The organism is Prolixibacteraceae bacterium (assembly GCA_019856515.1).
Lineage (GTDB): Bacteria > Bacteroidota > Bacteroidia > Bacteroidales > Prolixibacteraceae > Halosquirtibacter > Halosquirtibacter xylanolyticus.
This window is the reverse complement of record CP082230.1, coordinates 700,173-721,131: the sequence shown is the minus strand read 5'-3', so window position 1 is coordinate 721,131 and position 20,959 is coordinate 700,173. Positions and strand designations below refer to the sequence as shown.

Genomic DNA, 20,959 nt, shown 5'->3' with positions numbered 1-20,959 from the left:
AAATATTAATTTGATAAATTTTGAAATAATTCGTTATTAACTATAGCTGTAATCATTAGTGAATAACTAAAGTTCTCTGATGTATAAACGTTTAAAGTTTTCATTTGTTTACCCCATTCTCCAGTAGTATCAAAAGTGACAACAATCCGATCTTCTTTTCCAGGAAGAATTGGTTCTACTGGTCCTTTAATTGTTATACATCCACAGCTCTTTTTGAACCCTTGTATTGTGATTGGTTTATTACCTCGATTTTTAAAATAAAAGGAGGTGTAAACGATCTCGCCATCTTTCACTTTCCCAAAATTATGGATTTCTTTTTTAAAGACCAATCTAGTTGTAGGTGATTTTTCGCTTGAAGGAGGATATTTTTTGATGTCTTTATCCTTAGGATGGCATTCATAGAAGCAAAATAAGGCAATCAAAAAGATGATTGCCTTATAGTTATTGTTATAAAAACGTTTAGTTTTGAAGTCCACGTCCTGCTTTTTTAATTCTTTCATCTGATTGGAAATCTTGAAGCATTTTATCCAAAATTCCATTAACAAATGTACTACTTTTTTTCGTACTGTAGTATTTTGCAAGATCTATATATTCGTTCAATGTAACTTTTACTGGTATAGACGGAAAAGAAATGAATTCTGTTAATGCCATTTCCATGATGATATTGTCCAACATAGCAATACGCTCGATATCCCAATTTTTAGTATACTTAACCAAAACATTTTGATGTTCGGTGTGATTTACCAATGTCTTTCGTAAAAGATTTTTAGTGAATTGGAGGTCTTCATCATCCTTGTATAAATTCATTAGGCGATAATTTTCTCCTGATTCTTCTTTTACTTTTTTGATGGTTTTAATCACCATTGAACAAACGAAGTTAAAGTCATCATGCCAGTAAATGCTTAATTCTCCAAGTTCGTCTTCTAGCTCTTCAGAAGGAATGATAATTCCATAATAAAGATTTTCAATAAATTTTTTGTGATCATTATATGAAACGGTCTCTTTGTTCATGTATTCTTGAAAGAAATCGGTTTCTGAAAGCTCTTGGTATAATTTCTTTAGGATTTCATAATGATTGATCCAATTCAACTTGTGCTCTTCGATGTAATCGTTTAGAGCATTGTTTTCTCTTAACAGACCAACCACTGGATTTTGAACGAACCGCATGTTTGGATTCAAGTCCTCATGGGTAGGCATTTTCTTTTGTTTGGCACGGTCAATTCTTTCTTCAGCGATTTTCGCTATTTCAACTGGAAGTGCTAAAAGAAGATGATAAAGATCGTATGCTTTATTCACACTGTAAAGCAATTCTTGTTCGGATTGTTGGATTGACTTACCCGAATTGCTTAAATTTGCATAGATAATATGCATCACCTTGGTTCTAATGATTCTACGGCTGATCATAATATTCAGAGAACTTTTTTACTTTAAACTAATTGAATTAAATGTAACTTCGTTTCGTAAAAACGGAGTGCAAATCTACGTAAATTATTCTATCCCCCAAACCCTATAATGAAAGTTTTAGATAAAAATATCATATGTTGGTTCAGATTGTTATTTTGAGCTATAGTTTTCCATTTTCTTAAGATGCAAAAGAAAGGAGTAAATAGGGCCTTAAATTCTTGTTTAATTGGTCGTTAATATGGCTCTTTCTGAAATTTGGTGATTAAATATATTATTAGGCAGTTATCTACCTTTCAAGAATCTATCTTAGCTACTGAATATGTGTATCATTGTGATGAGATTCTCTACTCTTAAATCCTTGCGCTCGTCTCTTGATTACTCGTCTCTTGATTATTTGTAGAGAGGAGATGTTCTCATTGGAAAGATACAATTGCAATTGTATCAATAATTTGTATGGAAGATCAAAAATTAGCAGTGCTTTCGCTGGCGACATAGAAAATATTTTTAAGCGAGGTATAAGGGCCTCGCTTATAGTGTTTATTGAATAGACAATGATTGTGCTATTATCTTTAATTCAGAAACGAAATTGTCAATTTCAGCAGTTGTAGTGTCAAATGTTGTCATCCACCTAACAACTGTGTCTCTGGGGTCTCTTGCATAAAAGAAATTGACTTTTTGAAGTGGTTTGATCATTTCTTTTGGTATTCTAACAAATAGAGCGTTTGTGTCAACAGGGTAAAGTACTTGTATGTAAGGGATGTTTTTTACTTGGTTGTAAAAGTATGTTGCCGTAAAGTTTGCTTTTTCAGCATTGATTTTCCAAATGTTTTGTTGGAAATAGGGTATGAATTGCCCTGACAGATAACGCATTTTTGACAAAAGCTGATTGTTTTGTTTTCTTAAGAATGGTATCGCTTTATTAGCTTGGTCAAGAAAACTGATAATTACTTCTCCTATCATCATTCCGTTTTTTGTGCCACCAAAGCTTATAATATCAACACCCAAATCATAAGTGGCCTCTTTGAATGATATATCCATTTTGGCTACAGCATTAGATAGTCTTGCTCCATCCATATGAAGGATCATATTGTTTTGATGGGCTAAAGTTGCTAATGATTGGATCTCTTCTTTTGAATAGATCGTGCCAACCTCTGTTGGTTGCGTGATCGAAATTACCTTTGGTTGTACACTATGTTCATCTCCAATTTGGGCGAGAAAGGGTGTGATTTGTTCTGGTGTAATCTTACCATTGCTAGGTTTAATTGGCAGTATTTTATTACCAGTTACCTTCTCCAATGCACCACATTCGTCCGTATTAATGTGTGCAGTTTCTGCACAGACAATCGCTTCATATGGTCGTGTTAGTGCATTGATAGCAGTGATATTTGTTCCTGTTCCATTTAATGTAAAGAAACATTCTGCTTTGTTGCCAAATTCGGATTTGATTATCGTAATGGCTTCATTCGTAATCGGATCGTCGCCATACCCATGGCAGTGTCCAAAATTTATGGTTTGGATAAATTCTAATATTTCTGGTGAAACACTAGAGTAGTTGTCACTTCCAAACTCTTTCTTAAGATCGTACATTACTTTTTTCTTTGAATATTTATTGTTGGTTTAAAAGTAGTAAAAATCCCACAAATCATGTCCCATTGTTTAAATTGAACCTAAAAATTCAAATTAAGTGTACTATCTGTTTATTATCATATTTATGTTTTTCTATTTCGTTGTTTTTTTTGTTAATTTACCTACTTAAAATAAAAAATAACACATAGTAAGGATGAAACCTACATTATTAATCTTAGCTGCAGGAATGGGCAGCCGATACGGAGGATTGAAGCAGCTAGATGCATTCGGTCCATCGGGAGAAACAATTTTAGAGTATTCTATTTATGATGCGATTCGTGCTGGCTTTGGTAAAGTCGTATTTGTAATCAGAAAAAGTTTTGCTGAAGAGTTTAAATCGAAGTTTGCTTCAAAACTTGAAGGTAAAATCGAAGTTGATTATGTTTTTCAGGAGTTAGATAATTTACCAGAGGGTTATTCGCTTCCAGAAGGACGTGAAAAGCCTTGGGGGACAGGTCATGCAGTGTTGGTCGCAAAGGATGCAATTAAAGAACCTTTTGCGATTATTAATGCTGATGATTTTTATGGCAAGGATGCATTTGTTGCACTGAGCCAATACCTTTCTTCTTGTACAAAGCAGAGTGAATATTGTATGGTTGGTTATCACCTACATAAAACTCTTTCTGATTTTGGATCTGTTTCTCGTGGAGTGTGTAAAACTGATGAGAACGATATGTTGGTTGAGATCACTGAAAGAACAAAGATTGTTGGAGAAGAAGATGGTATTTATTACTACGAAGGTGAGGAGAAGAACTTGCTGGATCCAAAAACTGCTGTTTCTATGAATTGCTGGGCATTTATGCCAGGATTCTTTGATTATCTTCAAAAGGGTTTTGTGTCTTTCTTAGGTAGAGCTGGAGAAGAGATGAAATCAGAGTATTTCTTTCCATTTGAAGTTTCTGATCAGTTGAAAAGTGATAATATTACTGTGAAAGTATTGGATAGTGATGCTGATTGGTTTGGTGTGACATATCCAGAAGATAAGCCTGAGGTTCAATCGAAACTAAACAAGCTTATTAAGCGTGGAGATTACCCTGAAGATCTTTGGGTGTAATTTCATAATAGTTTAGATAATTACGTGATAGAGAAGTGTTGTCGTTCTGAGCTAAATTATGGCGATAACATTTCTCTTAAATTCAACTGAAAATACTAGACCATGAACAATGATTTATTAATGGAATTGACAAGTCAATTCCAACTAAAAGGAGTTGTATGTTGTGTGAAACCTTTAGGTGAAGGTTTTATCAATGATACTTTTATCGTCAAGACAGAGAGTCAAGATACTCCTAATTATATTTTACAAAGAAAAAATAAGAATATCTTTACGGATGTGCCTGCAATGATGAATAACATCCTAAAGGTAACGTCACATTTGAAAAATAAAGTGATTGCTCAAGGTGGAAACCCTGATCGTGAAGCAATGACTATCATTCCAGCTCAAGATGGAAAATATTACTTTCAAGATGTAGATGGAGAATTTTGGGCTGTTTGTGAATTTATCAATGATAATATTACTTACCAAAGTGCAGAAACTCCAGAGTTAGCTTATGCTGGAGGTAAGGGTATCGGAAAATTTCAAAATATGCTTTCTGATATGAAAGAGCCTTTAGTGGATATCTTACCAGGGTTTCATAATATCAAAGTTCGTTATGAGCAGTGGGATGCTGTGATCGCAAAAGATCCTGTTGGTAGAGCAAAAGAGGTGAAGGAAGAAATCGAATGGATTGAGAGTCGTCGTGCTAAAATGATGGAATTCTGGTCATTGGTTGAAGATGGAACCATTCCTTCTCGTGTTACACATAATGATACTAAAATCAACAATATATTGTTTGATGAAAAAGGGGATGTATTATGTGTTATTGATTTAGACACAGTTTTGAATAGCCCTGTATTGAATGATTATGGTGATGCTTTGCGTTCATATACAAATACAGGTCTAGAGGATGATGAAAATTTAGGTAATGTAACCATGGATTGGGATATCTTTAAAGCTTACACTGAAGGGTATCTTTCTGAATCTAAAGCATTCTTGACTGAGAGTGAAATTGATTGGTTGGCTTTTGGTGGTCTGTATATCACATATGAGCAGGTGTTACGATTCTTAATGGATTATATTGATGGTGATAACTATTATAAGACAAAGTCTGAAAAACATAATTTAGTTCGTACGAGAGCTCAATATGCACTATTAAAGAGCATGGAAGGTCAGTATGAGCAAATGAAAGAGTGTGTTTTGTCATTGGCAAAATAACCATACTATTAATAACTTCAGCCATCAAGATAAAATATCTTGATGGCTGAATGATTTTTCTATCTAAAAAATTACTTTTGTTAAATATGTCAAATAGCTACATTTTCTGTTAATTGAGATAATGTAATTAAAGGTTTTATTTACAAATAGCGATAGCCATGAAAAATGCCCTTTCCTTCTTGTTGATATCATGCTTGAGTTGCTTGGTGTCTTATGGCCAAAAAAAAGATGTTTTTACTGTGACAGGTAAAGTCATCTTGGAGAGTGGTGTGGATCGTGATGTGATTATTTCTGCTTTTGGTAAAGGCAATAGAGATCTTATTTTTAAGAAGTATTTAAAGTCAAATGAGCCTTTTGCAATTAAATTTGAGTTCAATAAAGAGTATCAGGTAGAGTTCTCCTCTGAAAACTTCTATTCTAAGTCAATTAATGTAGATACACATATTGATGATGTGATATTAAAGCATAGTGAAGATATTCCTCCTTTTCCAATGGTCGTTTCTCTTTTTCAGAAAGTGAATGGAGTAAGTGATGGTTTTACAAATAAACCTGTAGGTAGAGTGTTCTTTGATGAATATATTTCTGGGTTTATTGCTGATGTATATACTCGGGATTTTGATATTAAAAATTTCATCAACTCAGAAAAGTATAAAATTGAAAGAAAATCAGTAAATAATTTAAAGAAGAACGGTTCTAGCTCTTTATCTGAAGAATCATATGATGTTCTTGAGATCAAATCTTTGTGGATGGAGCGCAAAGAAGAAATGAGTTACCGAGATTATGTTTTAATGGGAGATAGTCTTTATAGAAAAAAGATGTATAATTTGGCTCGTTTCTTCTATGTTCATGCGGTTCGACGAACTTCAGATGATGAATACTGCAATAGACAGATCTTGCGATGTCAAGATAAGATGGAAAAGCAAATGCGTAATATAAAGAAGCAGGAGTTATTAGCTCTTAAAAAAATTGGCGACTCTTTATATGAATGTAAGAACTACTGTAAGGCTCGTTTTATTTACCAAAAAGCACAACTAAAGGCCCCTTTAGATAAGAGTTTAGACGAACGAATTTTAAATTGTAATAAGATGATATCTCCATGATAATCAATATCGGATGTCGATAAGTTCGTGTTTTTGATTATAAGAGTCTGTTAGGGTCTTTGGATTTACTTGTGAACCTAGTATTGGTTCTTTGTGTTTTCGCTTGTAGTTCATTTAGCATTTAAAAGAACACCTCTTGTTATTTTTGTAATATTTAGAAGGTGCTCTTTTTACTATATTAATTATTTCCAATTATCCGTTCGGAAACTAGATGCAGGGATACCTCCAGAGTTATATAGTGTTGAAGGAATGTAGTTTCGGAACCCATAACGAACAGATGAAATACTTATTACCTTGTTGCATTCAACAGTGATAGTTTTGTCTTTTCGGTTGATCATTGCTATTGCGTGATGAAACTTCTTATCTGGACCTGCAACTTCAAATCCTAATAGACGTTTGTCGAAACCTGTTAATCCATTACCTATATTCTTTAAATATAACTTTACGGAACTAGTTCCAAGCCCATCCGCTTTTTCTAACATAGGAGCATCGCATATGATAGAAGAGTAGCCATATGTCTTTTTTAATGCAATATAAGCCAGTCGTTTTCCTACCGTTTCTTTGTCTTGAGGATGTATGCAGTCGTGACTTCCAATGTCCATGGTTACTGCCATTCCAGTGTTTGGAACGATGTCTAATATTTTTGCTTGTTGTTCTCTTAATACAGCTGCTTTTCGTCCTTTGTAACTATAGGGTGCTATTTGTACATAGTAAAAGGGCATATCTTGATCTTCCCATAATTGTCTCCACCTTCCAATCATTGAACGAGACAATCTTGCATAATTATCAGGTTCAAATGTGTTTGCCTCCCCTTGATACCAAAGAAACCCTTTTGCTTTGAATTTCACGATAGGGTGAATCATCGTGTTAAAAAGTAGTGTAGGTGCCTTATGACCATTCTTTTTAGGTATAGTTTGTGGAATTGAAATATTACTAAATTCTTTAAGAGCAGTAGGGTCCATCCAAGCTTCTATTTTTGATGCTCCTTTGGATGTAGCAATAATTCCAATAGGAATTCCAGTGTTACGTTGGATCTCTCGTGCAAAAGTGTAAGCAATAGCACTGAATTCAGGAGCTTCTTGTGATGACGATACAACCCATTTCCCTTGTATATTATCTTGTGGGATTGTATTTAATGAGACAGGAATATGATAGTATCTTATCTTGTTATTATTGGCAGAAAGAATCAGTTCGTTACTGTTTTCTACTGGTTGACAAGAATACCCTTTGATTGGCATGTACATGTTCGATTGTCCCGAACATATCCATACATCTCCTAAAAGTACATCATCTATGTGGTGATTACTACTTCCCTTGACTTCTATTTGGTATGGACCTCCAGCTGTTGTTGTAGGTATTTGGATTGTCCATTTACCATCATTATCCGTTGAAGTCTGTTTTTCTTCTCCCCAGCTAGTAATTACTTTAACTTTTTGCCCAGGATTGTCCCAGCCCCATAAATTAATTGTTGCCTCTCGTTGAAGTACCATGTGATCTTTAATAAGGCTGCCTAATTTGTTTTCGGCTCTAGTGATGTTGCATAGTAGTAGTAAAACTACAAACGTGCATGTTTTCAGCGTCTGTCGATTCATTTTGTTTTTTATAAATTATTTATTGGGAAGTAAATGTCTTACTTTTTTTCTGATAATCAAGGTCAATAAATATTTTTATCGTTAAATAAAATGAAAACATTTTTTTTATGTTATTGACTGTTAGGTGTGACGATATGAATGGGCTAATCCGTCTTTTAAAAATACATGTCATAAGTTTATATTTGACACTACAACTATTGAATAGGTAACAACAAACTAAAAATGTCTAAATATGAAAAGAATAGAAACGATTCTTTCCATCTTATTTGTGGTGATTCTTGTAATCAGAGTTGCGATGGTACATCATATGACTTCTACGAAATATTTCGTTTTAGTTGCTTTTGCAATTTTTTATACTGTATGGGGGATATTAGGATTTAAAGATATATCTCCTTTGGAATTATTTACAAAAAGAGCGTATCGTCACTATGGGAGATATCATCGGATATATCCTATTCTTAATGGTGTTTCATTGTCACTAATTGCAATTGGGATTGTGTTCAAAATACGTATACAAATGGATTATTATATTGTTTTATGGATAGGTGTTCTTATGACATTATTGATTCTTTTTATGGATTCATATGGCTATTTTAAAAGTCATAAAATAAAAATTCCTCGTCCAATATATCGATCCATAGGTTGGGTTATTTTAGGCCTTTTCTTTCTTAATTCGACAGGTGTGGGAATGGTTAAACTTCGTTATCGTCACTATCCAGAAGTAATACGTGCGTATGAGTTACATCTCAAGAATCCAGAGGATATTCGTTATATTCAGGCCTTTAGAAGGTATGTGAAGCGTGTTGAAGATGCTGATATAGATTGATTTTATTTTTGACGTATATCATAAAAGAGAGATAAAGTGACCTAAGAAAGTTTTGTTTCTCTTTTTTATGCACAACAATGAGGTGATTCACTGTAAATATCTAATAGATTATCGTTTTAATTTACCTGTATAATAATATGGGAAGGTCCCATTTGATATTATCTGAAAGAGATTAAATGTGAAATTATGATTAGATAAACTATGGCTGGTTAAGTTTACTAAACGAAACATGTCTTGATTTTATGGACAAACCCTGTCAGTAATTCTAAATTAAGAGAATTTTAAGAGTTAAACATGTGTGTGATTCTTCCGTGGAAGATGTCAAATTGCATTATTCAACGAGCCTAAATACCTAGATTAGCCCCCATTTTGCAGTGGTCTAACTTCTGAGATAATTTTAATATTTTTTTATATATTTGAGTTCAATAATAAAATTTAAACTTAATCTATTTTATGAAGAAAATTGAATCTATTCTGTGTCTACTTATTGGTATTGTTGTACTAATGACTTTGTTTGGAACTCATTCTGCTGCATTGGGAATTTCGAGAACTTTTTTGTTCGCGACAGTTGTACTTTTCTATATTGGGACTTCATTGAAAATATTGGTTTCAATATTTGAGACTTCTTCTGATAATGAAAATAAGCCGATTATAGAAAAGATATGTGAGTCTTTGGTGTGTTTTTTATTGGCAATAATATGTTTGTCTGTATTGTTCAGAATTCAAAAATGGCCATTTATTACATCAGGCTTACCTGTGTTAATTATATTTGGATTATTACTAGTCTTAAAGATACCGATTCTATTCCGACTTAAAGATAAAAAGAGTATAGTTATGCAGTTTTTTTTCCCACTATTTTGGATCTGCATTAGTATTATTGTAATCTACAACACTGAACCATGTGTTATGTTAATGTCTAATGTGGTACAGCCATAAGTTCTTAAATGTGACTTTTAACTATTCTTGTAATATATCCTATATAAATAGTTTGATTGTATAAAGTGTTAAATCTTCAATAATCAATCGAATGAGAAATAACTAATTTGAAATGGGTAAAACCAAATATAAATCATTCATTTGATGCTGTTAATTATATCTAAAAGCTGTTATCTTTGATCATTGTAAGAATATTAAAATACAATAAAGATGAATAGACGAATAAATTTTGGTATTACTTGTTTGGGATTATCTTTGACTTTAACTATGGGGGCCTGTAGTATGGGGACTTCAAAGAAAGAAAATAAGATTACACCAGCAATTAATGTTGCGGACCTTGACTTGAAAGCGAACCCTAGAGATGATTTTAATGCATATTCCAATGGTGGATGGAAGGCTTCTCATCCTATTCCATCAGACCGTAGTCGTTATGGGGCTTTTGATGCTTTAGGTGATCTTGCACAGGAACAAGTAAAAAGTCTTTTTGATGAAATAGCCAAAGGTCAGTATGAGGATGGAACAGATGGGTCTAAGATTGCTACATTCTATAATTTAGGAATGGATGTTACGAAAATAGATATGGATGGGATTCAACCTATTGAATCATATCTTAATGCAATCGATGTGGTATCGAATAAAAGTGAGTTGTTAGATCAGTTCGCATTGTTCCATCGGCATTTTATAAATCCTGGTTTTGCTTTCTATGCATCTTCAGATATGAAGAATAGTAACTACGTAATCGGTCATTTGTGTCAATCTGGTTTAGGGCTTCCTGATAGAGATTACTATACTGATGAAGGCGAGCAAGCAGAAAAAATAAGATCTGAATATAAAGTGCACCTAATTAAGATGTTCCAGCTTTTGGGTCAAAGTGCTAATGAGGCAGAAAAGACGGCGGAATCAGTTTATGGAGTTGAAGATATGTTAGCTCGTCAAATGATGACTCGCCTTGAACAACGTTCTCCAGAGAATGTATATAACATGTTTGATTTGCCTGGATTGAAAAAGTTAGCTCCACAAATTGACTGGGATGCATATTTTAAAAGTTTAGGCATTGATGACGTAAAAGAGTTGAATATTGATCAACCTGAGTATTTAGCTTTCTTTGCTGAAAAGTTTGATACATTAGAGCTTGATGCTTGGAAAAACTACTTGAAATGGAATTTAATTAATGATTTAGCTTCAAGTCTATCCACACAATTTGATCAACAGAATTTTGCTTTTTATGGTAAGGTGTTGAGTGGAAAAGAGCAGCAGTTGCCGAGATGGAAGCGAGTTCAACGCATGGTTGATGGTTCATTGAGTGAAGCTATCGGCCAAATGTATGTAGCAAAATATTTCCCACCTGAAGCGAAGCAACGTATGGTTGACCTTGTTGGTAACCTTCGTCTTTCTTTGAAAGAGCGTATTAAGGGACTAGAGTGGATGGGAGCTGAAACGAAAGATAAGGCTCTTGCAAAACTAGCAGCGATCAATGTGAAGGTCGGATATCCAGACCAATGGAAGGATTATACTGATTTAGTTATTAAGAATGATAGCTATGTTCAGAATGTTATTCGTTCAAGTGAATTTGGTTTTATGGAGAATAAAAAGAAACTATATAAGCCTGTAGACAAAAAAGAGTGGGGAATGTCCCCTCAAACAGTGAATGCATATTATTCTCCTAACATGAATGAGATTGTATTTCCTGCAGCAATTCTTCAACCTCCATTTTTCAATATGAGTGCAGATGATGCTGTTAATTATGGTGCTATTGGTGTCGTTATCGGTCATGAAATGACTCATGGTTTTGATGATGAAGGTCGTAAGTATGATAAAGATGGTAACTTTAATGATTGGTGGACAGTCGAAGATGCCAAACGTTTCACTAAGCGTGCAAATATCTTAGTTGAGCAGTATAATAGCTTTATTGTCGCTGATTCTGTACATGCTAATGGTCGTTTAACTCTTGGAGAGAATATTGCTGATTTAGGTGGTGTTAATATCTCGTATCAAGCATTTCAAAAGGTGAAGAAGAATGACAATAAGATTGATGGATTTACTCCAAATCAAAGATTCTTTTTAGCTTATGCACATGTTTGGGCAAGCAATACACGTAAAGCTGAAAAGTTAAGACGTACTAAAACTGACCCTCACTCATTAGGAAAATATAGAACGAATGGAATTTTACGTAATGTTCCTGAGTTTTATATCGCTTTTGAAGTGAAGGATGGAGATAAAATGTATTTGCCGGAAGATCAAAGAGCAATTATCTGGTAGTATAGGGCTAGGTATAATAAAGGAAAAGAGAGGTTCTATCGCAAGAATCTCTCTTTTTTTGTGCTTTTTAGAATACTATTGATGTAAAAAAAGAGTTATCATAAGAGGAGGCATTTCTTTTACATTTACAAAATCTTGCATCATTTATATAGTATGATTAGACGTATCATTATTTTTGTCTTTATTATTCAGTTTGGATCAACTGTATTAGGACAAGAGAAGACATTGTTAATTAGAGGTATTGTGGAAACTATTAGTGGGAATCCAATTGATGGAGCTTCGATAATAGTCCCGAATTCAAAAATAGCCACTATTTCTCATTCTGACGGATCCTTTGAGTTATCTGTATCTTCGCACATAAAAGAGATTATTATACGTCATATCTCTTTTCAAATATATCATCTAAGAGTAGATGACAACATGAGAATGCCTTTGCGGATTGTGATGAAATCTTTTCAACAGGAGATAAGTCAAGTTGAAGTTGAGAGTATGCGATCTAAAAGTTCGATGAATAGTATTGGTATTGAGAATGTGCAGATGGCACAAGGAGCTTCAGGTGGATTAGAAAGAGTCTTAAAGACACAGCCTGGAGTTCAAAGTCGTAATGAATTGAGTAATCAATATACTGTAAGAGGTGGAAATTATGATGAGAATTTAATGTATATCAACGGTATTGAGATTCATAAGTCTTTACTCTATCGATCGGGAAAGCAAGAAGGTTTAAGCTCAGTTAACCCTCAAATGGTAGATCAAGTACAGTTCTCAACCGGAGGTTTCTCTTCACAATATGGAGATAAACTCTCTTCTGTATTAGATGTGAAATATAAGAAAGCAAAGACTTTTAATACACAGGTAGATGCAAGTTTATTAGGTGCTGGATTACATACGGAAGGACGAGTAGGTCGCTTGTCATATAATGTGGGCTTACGTTATAAGACGACCAATTATATGTTGTCGGGAATGGATGAGAAAGGAGACTATTCTCCTGTTTTTTATGATGTTCAAAGTATGGTCACTTATGATCTATCAAAGAGTTTATCATTGGACTATTTGTTTTTCCTTTCAAAGAATGAGTACGCATTTCAACCTACTTCTAGAGAGACCAAGTTTGGGACAATTAATAATCCAATCCACTTTATGATTTATTATGAAGGGGAGGAGAAAGATCATTTTCTAAATTACACTAATGCATTAAAATTAAATTGGAAACCTAATCAACACTCGGAATTATCTTTAGTTGGATCCAGATGGGATAACAAAGAGAGAATTCGCTATGATATCATGGGACAATATTATCTGCATAAAGCAGGATATGATAGTTCTAATCCAACTCAGGATACTGATAATCATGCAGGGGTTGGAACAGATATGAAACATGCTAATGAGAAAGTAAATATCACGATAAACACGATTCAATTAGATTATAAATTGTTTAATGACTTTCATCGATTTCAGATTGGAGCTAAGATCGAAAAAGAAGATATTTATGAAGATAGTAAGCGTTGGTCTGTATATGATTCTTCTGGTTACTTCTTGCCGAATACCAATGATTTAATTCAAGTTACATCACACTATAAGATGCAACAATCAATGGTTTCTAATCGTTATCAAGCATATGTGTCTGATAACTTGTTTTTTCCAATTGGTGGATCCGAGATGGGTTTGAATTTGGGTTTACGGTATCAGTATTGGGATTATTTGGACGAGCAAATTTGGAGTCCTAGAGCTTCGATAAACTTAAAGTTTAATAATGATAAAACATTTCGATTTGCATGGGGTGTATATCAGCAGATGCCTTTCTATAAGGAGTTTAAGGGGATCGACGGGACATTTTTTAATGATTTGAAACCTCAGAAGTCGATTCATTATATTCTAGGGTATAGCCAGCCATTGTCATTTGGCAACAGGCAATTAAAATTTTCGGTAGAGGCTTACTATAAAAAGTTGTCTAATATGATTCCATATTTGGTCGATAATGTATACATTCAATACTTACCTCAAAATATAAGTAATGGTTATAGTAAAGGGATTGATATGAAGCTGGCAGGGGAGTTTGTTCCAGGTGTAGACTCCTGGATAAGCTTGTCTTTTATGAAAACAGAGGAGGATATTGAAGGAGATGCTTATGGATCTCTCCCTCGTCCGTCAGATCAAAGAGTTAATTTTAATCTGTTTTATCAAGACTATTTACCTGGGAATAAAAATTTCAAGATGAAGCTACTTTTTTATCTCTCTTCGGGGCTTCCATTTACTGCTCCTCAAGCAACAAAAACAGATCAGTACTTCAAAATGCCTATGTATAAGAGAGTGGATGTTGGTTTTTCACGAACGTTACTAGGCAAGGGCAAAAGTAAGTGGTTTAAGGAAGCATGGATTGCTTTTGATATATTCAACATGTTTGATATGTCTAATACAATATCTTATTATTGGATTACAGATATAAATAACAACCAATATGGAGTACCAAACTACCTAACTGGGCGTCTATACAATGTAAGTCTTATGTTCTCGTTTTAGTCTATTTAGACTTAATTGATAGTATTTAAGAATTTTATGTTGTTAAAGATTTGATTTCCTGCTTTATAACATGTGGATAGCTGATGTTGTAAGTTTTATTCTTTTTTTGAATGAATGAAAGGGAATGATCATTGGAAAGTTCTGTAAAATGATTTATTATTATCTCACGGTAGAGAATATGGGGAGATTGTCATATATTTGTGTGTATTGACGACAACTTTCTACTAAATGAATTGATAGTATATTAAATATAAGTTTCAAAAACAAATCAACATGAACAGGCTAATAACAGTTGTTTCGTTATTCCTAGGAGTTCTTATGATCTCTTGTAATTCTGCACGTCGAAGTGAAATCTACTCCCCAGATGCTGACGTAAAGGTGAGGTTAAACCTAGATGAAGGTGTGCCTTTCTATCGCGTTTATTATAAAGACCAATTGGTTATCGGAAAGTCGCGGTTAGGATTACAATTTAAAAATCTTGATAATCTAGATCGTGAAATAATAGCAGTAGATTGTGATACAATAATGCATAGAGAGCAATGGAAACCTGTTTGGGGACAGACATCATCCATTCGTAACGACTACAATGAAGTCGTGTGGACATTACGCAATGAAGCTCGTTTGGAGATGAAAGTACATTTTAGAGTCTTTGACGATGGTATTGCATTTCGTTATGTAATGCCGAATAATAGTCTTGTAGATAGTGTCTTAGTTTCAAAAGAATTGAGTCAATTTAATATTAAAGGAAATCCAGATTCATGGTCTATTCCTGCAAATTTCGATACGTATGAGATGTTGTATCGTCATAAGCGACTGTCTCAAGTGAAGAATGCAAATACTCCAATTACAATGAAGAGAGAAGATGGGGTTTATCTTAGTATTCATGAGGCGAACTTAACGAACTATGCAGGGATGACACTTGATAACCTCGGAGGTAATAATATATTGGAATCAAATCTTGTTCCTTGGCCAGATGGTGTTAAAGTGAGGCTAAAAGCTGGTTTAGTTTCACCTTGGCGTACAGTGCAAATCGCATCTAAAGCTGGTGATCTAATCACCTCGAATATGATTTTAAACCTTAATGAACCTTCTAGAATAAATACTACGGATTGGATTAAACCAATGAAATATGTAGGTGTGTGGTGGGGAATGCATATCGGGACTGAGGTTTGGACCGAAGGTGAACGTCACGGTGCAACTACTGAAAATTCGAAGAGATATATCGATTTTGCACATGAACATGGCTTTAAAGGATTTTTACCTGAAGGTTGGAATAAAGGTTGGGATAAATGGGGACAAAGAGGAGCCTTTGATCAAATTACTCCAGCAAAGGATTTTAATCTATTAGAAGTTGCTCAATATGCGAAAGAGAAAGGTGTAGGCTTTATTGGCCATCATGAAACGGGAGGAGATATTCCTACTTATGAGAAAAATATGGATGCCGCATTTAAACTCCTTGGTGATGTTGGTGCTGTGGGAGTGAAGACAGGATATGCTGGTGGTATTTATCCTCGTGGTCAACATCATCATGGACAGTTTATGGTTAACCATTATCGTCGAGTAGTCAAAACTGCTGCGAAATATCATTTAATGGTTGATGCGCACGAACCTATCAAAGCGACAGGAATTGCGCGTACATGGCCCAATATGATGACCCGAGAAGGGGTGAGAGGACAAGAATGGAATGGTTGGAGTAAAGGTAACCCACCAAGCCATTATGCTACAATCCCTTTTACTCGTATGTTAGGAGGTCCTATTGATTATACTCCTGGAATTTTTGACTTATTAATTAAAAATAAAAAAGATCAACGTGTCAAGTGGAATTGTGATGATCTATCAATAACTCGTGTTCATACGACTTTAGCAAAACAGTTGGCAAACTATGTTGTATTATTCTCGCCATGGCAGATGGTGGCTGATCTTCCTGAAAATATGGAAGGGAATCCAGCTCTTAAGTTTATAGAGGATGTGCCAACAACGTGGGATGAAACATTAGTGCCTATTGCTGAAATTGGGGAGCATGTTGTGATTGCGCGTCGTCGTGGTAATAATTGGTTTGTTGGGGGACTAACCGATGAGAAGCCACGTGATAGCAAATTAGCATTGAATTTCTTGGATGGTAACAGAAAGTATTATGCAACGATCTATAAGGATAGTAAGGATACTGATTTTGATACTGCACCTGAAAGAATTGCTATTGAGACAAAAGAAGTGAGTACTCACGATGTCTTAAATATTCACATGGTTAAAGGTGGTGGATTTGCGATTAAAATTGTTCCGTTGAACTAATTGTTAAACCATTAAAGAGAACTAAGTATGAAAATTGCACAATTATTTAAAAAGAAGAAAGCGGTTTTTTGCCCCTTACTATATTTAAATCCTTATTAACAATAACGAGAGAAATAGAGAAATCGCAAAACGAATTTATTTTTGAAACATGAACATAGAATCTAAAAAAACAGGGCGTATAAGAGCCCGTTTTCACCAGTTTCTTGAGGCAGATGCTTCTGGTGGTGTGTTGCTTATTATTTGTACTTTTGCTGCATTATTATGGGCAAACTCACCATTCCAAGATGCCTATGAGCACCTACTACATTCTGAAATTGCTATTCATATTGGATCCTTTCATTTTGAAATGCATCTATTGCATTGGGTTAATGATGTCCTAATGGCAATCTTCTTTTTTGTTGTAGGATTAGAGATCAAAAGAGAAATTATTGCAGGAGAGTTATCTTCATTTAAGAAAGCAGTATTTCCCGCATTAGGCGCTGTTGGAGGAATGTTATTTCCCGCAGTGTTATTTGTTCTTTTAGCAGGAGGTCGAGCAGGATCTCAAGGTTGGGGAATTCCAATGGCAACAGATATAGCCTTTTCGTTAGGTATATTGAGTTTACTTGGAAAAAGAGTTCCACTCCCTTTAAAGGTCTTCTTGGTGGCATTGGCGATTGTGGATGACTTAGGTGCCATAGTCGTAATAGCCTTGTTTTACACATCTAATTTAGCTGTGGGATACCTGTATTACGCTTTAGCTATATTAGCCGTAATGTTTGTTTTGAATAGAAAAGGAGTATATAAAATTTATCCATATGTTATTTTAGGTATTGTAGTATGGTATTTTTTCTATCTATCTGGAATTCATGCTACGATCGCTGGAGTTTTGGTGGCTTTTACCATCCCTATCCGTAGAGAGTTGGATGAGAAGGTGTTTAATAAAACTTTGACTAAGATTAGTATTGATCCCTCTTTGGCTACTCCGTATACTATTAGTGATTCGGATATTCATAAGATTGATCACCTACGTAAAAATGCGAAACGTGTTTTAAGTCCAGTTCAATATTTAGAACACAAGTTGCATAAGTTAGTTAACTTCTTTATTATGCCTGTATTTGCAATTGCGAATGCAGGAGTACATCTTTCGTCTGGTAATACTGGAGGCGAAGATTATAGTTACATCTCAATGTGTGTAGGGCTTTCATTACTTCTTGGTAAAACTTTAGGTATTGTTGGTATTGCATGGATAGGAGTTAAACTAAAAATAGCAGAATTACCAAGCGGGATTAAATGGAAACAGATGTTTGGTGTTGCAATGTTAGGTGGACTAGGATTTACCATGTCTCTTTTCATTAGTAATTTAGCATATATGGATGTCGCGATGTTAAGTGCGGCAAAAATAGGTGTTTTAATCGGATCGACCATTGCAGGAGTCCTTGGATATTGTTATTTGAAAATAACGCTTCCTGAAGGAAAATGTGCATAGTCTTTAAGGAATAAAATAGAATGAGGCCATCGTGTTATACACGGTGGCCTTTTTTATGAATATCTAAAGCATCAAATGATTTGCACTGATTTCTTTAAACTTAATTAAATGTAATGGGTTTTAATAATGATCTTCTTCGAAGAAATCAAATAATATGATTTTTGATCTATTCCGAATATCAATGAATAAGATATCTTTGCGGGGGTTAAAGTATAGATACAATAGAAGAAATAATATGAATATGGTGAATACAGATAAGAAGAGTTTATTACTTCTTCACTTGGTCGTTCTTATTTATGGATTTACAGGGGTATTGGGTAAACTAATCGATATGGATGCTGTTGTTTTAGTTTGGTATCGAATCTTTTTTGCTTTTATCAGTCTTGGTGGCTATATGATCTTTACTCAGAGATCTTTTAGAGTGAGATGGAAAGATTTATTGCAGATATCAGGTATTGGATTAATTGTAGCCATTCATTGGATAACTTTCTTCTATTCGATAAAGATTTCAAATATATCAGTAGCTTTAGGGACTTTCTCTGTAGGTACACTATTTGCAAGTATTCTTGAACCTCTTTTTTTTCGTAAGAAGGTCAAGAAGTTAGAGGTGATCACAGGGCTATTAATTATTATAGGACTCTACATTATCTTTAATTTTGAGTTCAAATATTTTGCGGGGATAATGATGGCAATCTTCTCTGCATTTCTAGCTACACTCTTTACTGTATTAAATCGATTCTTTGCTAACGAGAGATTCTCACCCATTACAGTCACTTTCTATGAAATGGTAGCAGGTTTTATCGGTATTACTATATGGCTTGGTCTTAAAGGCCGACTAAATAGTGGTATTTTAGATGTATCGCAAATAGATCTTTTTTATTTAATCATATTGGGAGTAGTATGCACTGCTTTTGCATTCGTTTTAAGCGTCCTTGTGATGAGAAAACTTTCTGCCTATACTGTTGTACTGACTGTAAACCTAGAGCCGGTGTATAGTATTATTCTTGCTCAATTGCTGTTTTCAGAATCAGAACGAATGTCATTTGGATTCTTTATCGGAACATTTATCCTTCTACTAGCAGTGTTTTTATTTCCAATTGTCGATAAATATACTCGTAAGAAGAGTCCATCTCATGGAATATAGTGTGTTGTGTAAAGATGAAATATATCTTATATTGGATAAAAAAGGGGGAAGTTTATTTATAAACAAACTTTCCCCTTTTTATCCAATTAATGTAATTATTAACCACATTGGGTATTGTTGCTATCAATACATTTATTTAATTTCTTCATCTCTCTTGTAAAAAGTATAAGAACAAATAGGAATGATAGGGTATCACTTATAGGACCACTAATCCATACTCCGAATAGTCCATAATGTCGAGGTATTACCATCAGTAATGGAATAAGTAAGATCACTTGTCTCATTAATGACATGATTGTTGCAGTCAGAGCCTTTCCGATGGATTGAAAATAGTTAGATACTACTACTTGGAATCCAACAATAGGCAGCATCATTAATAGAATACGTAGTCCCTGCGTTGCAATCTTCATCAACTCAGGGCTATCATTATTAAAGGCTTTGACTATTGTTTGTGGTGAAACTTGCACAAGAATCCAGCATATAATCGAGATAATGGTTGCGAAACGAATGCCAAGAAAGAGAACCTCTTTTACCTTATCATATCTTTTTGCTCCTACATTATATCCGATAATTGGTTGGGAGGCCATATTAATAGCAATAATGGTCATGATAATTAGGTTGATAACACTATTGATAATCCCCATAGCTCCAACAGCTAGATCCCCTCCATATTGGATAAGTTGTGTATTCAAGATGCCTTGAACCATACTTGCTGCAACTTGCATCGAAAAAGGAGCAAAACCAATAGTAAATATATACCATACTATATCCCATTGTAACGATAGATCCCCTTTTTTTAGATGAATAATCGCTTTAGGACTCTTTGTAAAGTGTAATAGCACCCAAACACATAAAACAGCCATTGAAATAATCGTAGCATATGCTGCTCCTTCAACTCCCATACCAAACCCAAAGATAAAGATTGGATCCAAGATGATATTGGTTCCAGCACTAATCAAAATCGAATACATGGCAATTTTGGCATTTCCTTCAGATCTAATTAAGTTATTCATTCCAAATCCGACCATATTAAATACGGACCCAAAAAGAATAATATTCAAATAATCATTTGCAAAATCAATGGTTTGATCACTAGCCCCAAATAATTCTAACACAGGTTGTTTGATGCAAAAACCAATGATGGTAACAAAGGCAGCCAAAATTATTAGTAGTGTTAATGCATTACCTAACACTTTAGATGCTCTCGGAAGGTCTCCCTTCCCTAGATTAATCGATATTCTGACTCCAGCCCCCATTCCGACAAGCATACCGAAGGCCATCATTATTATCATGATGGGGAACACCGCACTAAGTCCTGAAAGAGCATAAGCTCCAACTCCATGACCGATAAAGACTCTGTCGACAATATTATATAGAGCATTAACCACAACACTCGTAAAGGATGGAATAAAATATTTCCAGAATAATTTCTTAATAGGAGTATCTTTTAGCTCCAGGTGGTTGTTTTGATTCATTTACTTCTTGTTTATGTATTACAAAACTAACAAAAACAATCGTGATAATGTTGACTCATTTTTCGATTAGAT

At 34.3% G+C, this 20,959-nt stretch carries 15 protein-coding genes; 10 read left to right on the top strand and 5 right to left on the bottom strand.

The window, feature by feature from the left end; genetic code table 11:
- Positions 1-5 precede the first annotated feature (5 nt).
- The 3 genes from K5X82_02510 to K5X82_02500 form a co-directional block, all read right to left on the bottom strand.
- Entirely contained in the window at positions 6-500 is a 495-nt protein-coding gene (locus K5X82_02510; protein QZT37779.1) for a DUF1573 domain-containing protein, read from the bottom strand.
- Positions 460-1,404 carry a transcription antitermination factor NusB gene (nusB, locus tag K5X82_02505; protein QZT37778.1) on the bottom strand — a complete coding sequence of 315 codons (945 nt, stop codon included), beginning with the start codon at positions 1,402-1,404 and terminating at the stop codon, positions 460-462. Before nusB ends, K5X82_02510 begins: the two co-directional genes overlap by 41 nt.
- Before the next feature lie 537 nt (positions 1,405-1,941).
- Positions 1,942-2,991, bottom strand: coding sequence for an aminotransferase class V-fold PLP-dependent enzyme (locus K5X82_02500; GenBank protein QZT37777.1), 1,050 nt, complete (start codon positions 2,989-2,991; stop codon positions 1,942-1,944).
- Between the two features lie 193 nt (positions 2,992-3,184).
- Between K5X82_02500 and K5X82_02495 the strand changes: the two genes are divergently transcribed.
- The 3 genes from K5X82_02495 (at position 3,185) to K5X82_02485 (ending at position 6,381) form a co-directional block, all read left to right on the top strand.
- The gene (locus tag K5X82_02495) at positions 3,185-4,084 is read left to right on the top strand and encodes a nucleotidyltransferase (GenBank protein QZT37776.1); all 900 of its coding nucleotides are present in this window, start codon (positions 3,185-3,187) and stop codon (positions 4,082-4,084) included.
- A gap of 102 nt (positions 4,085-4,186) precedes the next feature.
- Entirely contained in the window at positions 4,187-5,281 is a 1,095-nt protein-coding gene (locus tag K5X82_02490) for an aminoglycoside phosphotransferase family protein (GenBank protein QZT37775.1), read from the top strand.
- A 158-nt stretch (positions 5,282-5,439) separates the two neighbouring features.
- Entirely contained in the window at positions 5,440-6,381 is a 942-nt protein-coding gene (locus K5X82_02485; protein QZT37774.1) for a hypothetical protein, read from the top strand.
- A gap of 182 nt (positions 6,382-6,563) precedes the next feature.
- Here K5X82_02485 and K5X82_02480 read toward each other — a convergent pair whose 3' ends face one another.
- Positions 6,564-7,973 (bottom strand): sialate O-acetylesterase, encoded by a 1,410-nt coding sequence (locus tag K5X82_02480; protein QZT37773.1) that lies wholly within the window; start codon positions 7,971-7,973, stop codon positions 6,564-6,566.
- A 232-nt stretch (positions 7,974-8,205) separates the two neighbouring features.
- Here K5X82_02480 and K5X82_02475 point away from each other — a divergent pair, with 232 nt between their 5' ends.
- The 7 genes from K5X82_02475 to K5X82_02445 all read left to right on the top strand — a co-directional run bounded on the left by K5X82_02475 (position 8,206) and on the right by K5X82_02445 (position 19,412).
- Positions 8,206-8,799 carry a hypothetical protein gene (locus tag K5X82_02475; GenBank protein QZT37772.1) on the top strand — a complete coding sequence of 198 codons (594 nt, stop codon included), beginning with the start codon at positions 8,206-8,208 and terminating at the stop codon, positions 8,797-8,799.
- A gap of 453 nt (positions 8,800-9,252) precedes the next feature.
- Complete coding sequence (locus K5X82_02470) at positions 9,253-9,735, top strand: hypothetical protein (GenBank protein QZT37771.1); 483 nt, start codon at positions 9,253-9,255, stop codon at positions 9,733-9,735.
- Between the two features lie 210 nt (positions 9,736-9,945).
- Positions 9,946-11,994, top strand: a complete 2,049-nt coding sequence (locus K5X82_02465; protein QZT37770.1) for a M13 family metallopeptidase — start codon at positions 9,946-9,948, stop codon at positions 11,992-11,994.
- Positions 11,995-12,147: 153 nt separating this feature from the next.
- Positions 12,148-14,511 carry a TonB-dependent receptor gene (locus K5X82_02460; GenBank protein QZT37769.1) on the top strand — a complete coding sequence of 788 codons (2,364 nt, stop codon included), beginning with the start codon at positions 12,148-12,150 and terminating at the stop codon, positions 14,509-14,511.
- A gap of 273 nt (positions 14,512-14,784) precedes the next feature.
- Complete coding sequence (locus K5X82_02455; GenBank protein QZT37768.1) at positions 14,785-16,800, top strand: glycoside hydrolase family 97 protein; 2,016 nt, start codon at positions 14,785-14,787, stop codon at positions 16,798-16,800.
- A gap of 148 nt (positions 16,801-16,948) precedes the next feature.
- Entirely contained in the window at positions 16,949-18,268 is a 1,320-nt protein-coding gene (gene nhaA, locus K5X82_02450) for a Na+/H+ antiporter NhaA (GenBank protein QZT37767.1), read from the top strand.
- Positions 18,269-18,509: 241 nt separating this feature from the next.
- Positions 18,510-19,412 carry a DMT family transporter gene (locus K5X82_02445; GenBank protein QZT37766.1) on the top strand — a complete coding sequence of 301 codons (903 nt, stop codon included), beginning with the start codon at positions 18,510-18,512 and terminating at the stop codon, positions 19,410-19,412.
- A 98-nt stretch (positions 19,413-19,510) separates the two neighbouring features.
- Here K5X82_02445 and K5X82_02440 read toward each other — a convergent pair whose 3' ends face one another.
- Positions 19,511-20,887 (bottom strand): MATE family efflux transporter, encoded by a 1,377-nt coding sequence (locus tag K5X82_02440; protein ID QZT37765.1) that lies wholly within the window; start codon positions 20,885-20,887, stop codon positions 19,511-19,513.
- Between the last annotated feature and the right edge of the window lie 72 nt (positions 20,888-20,959).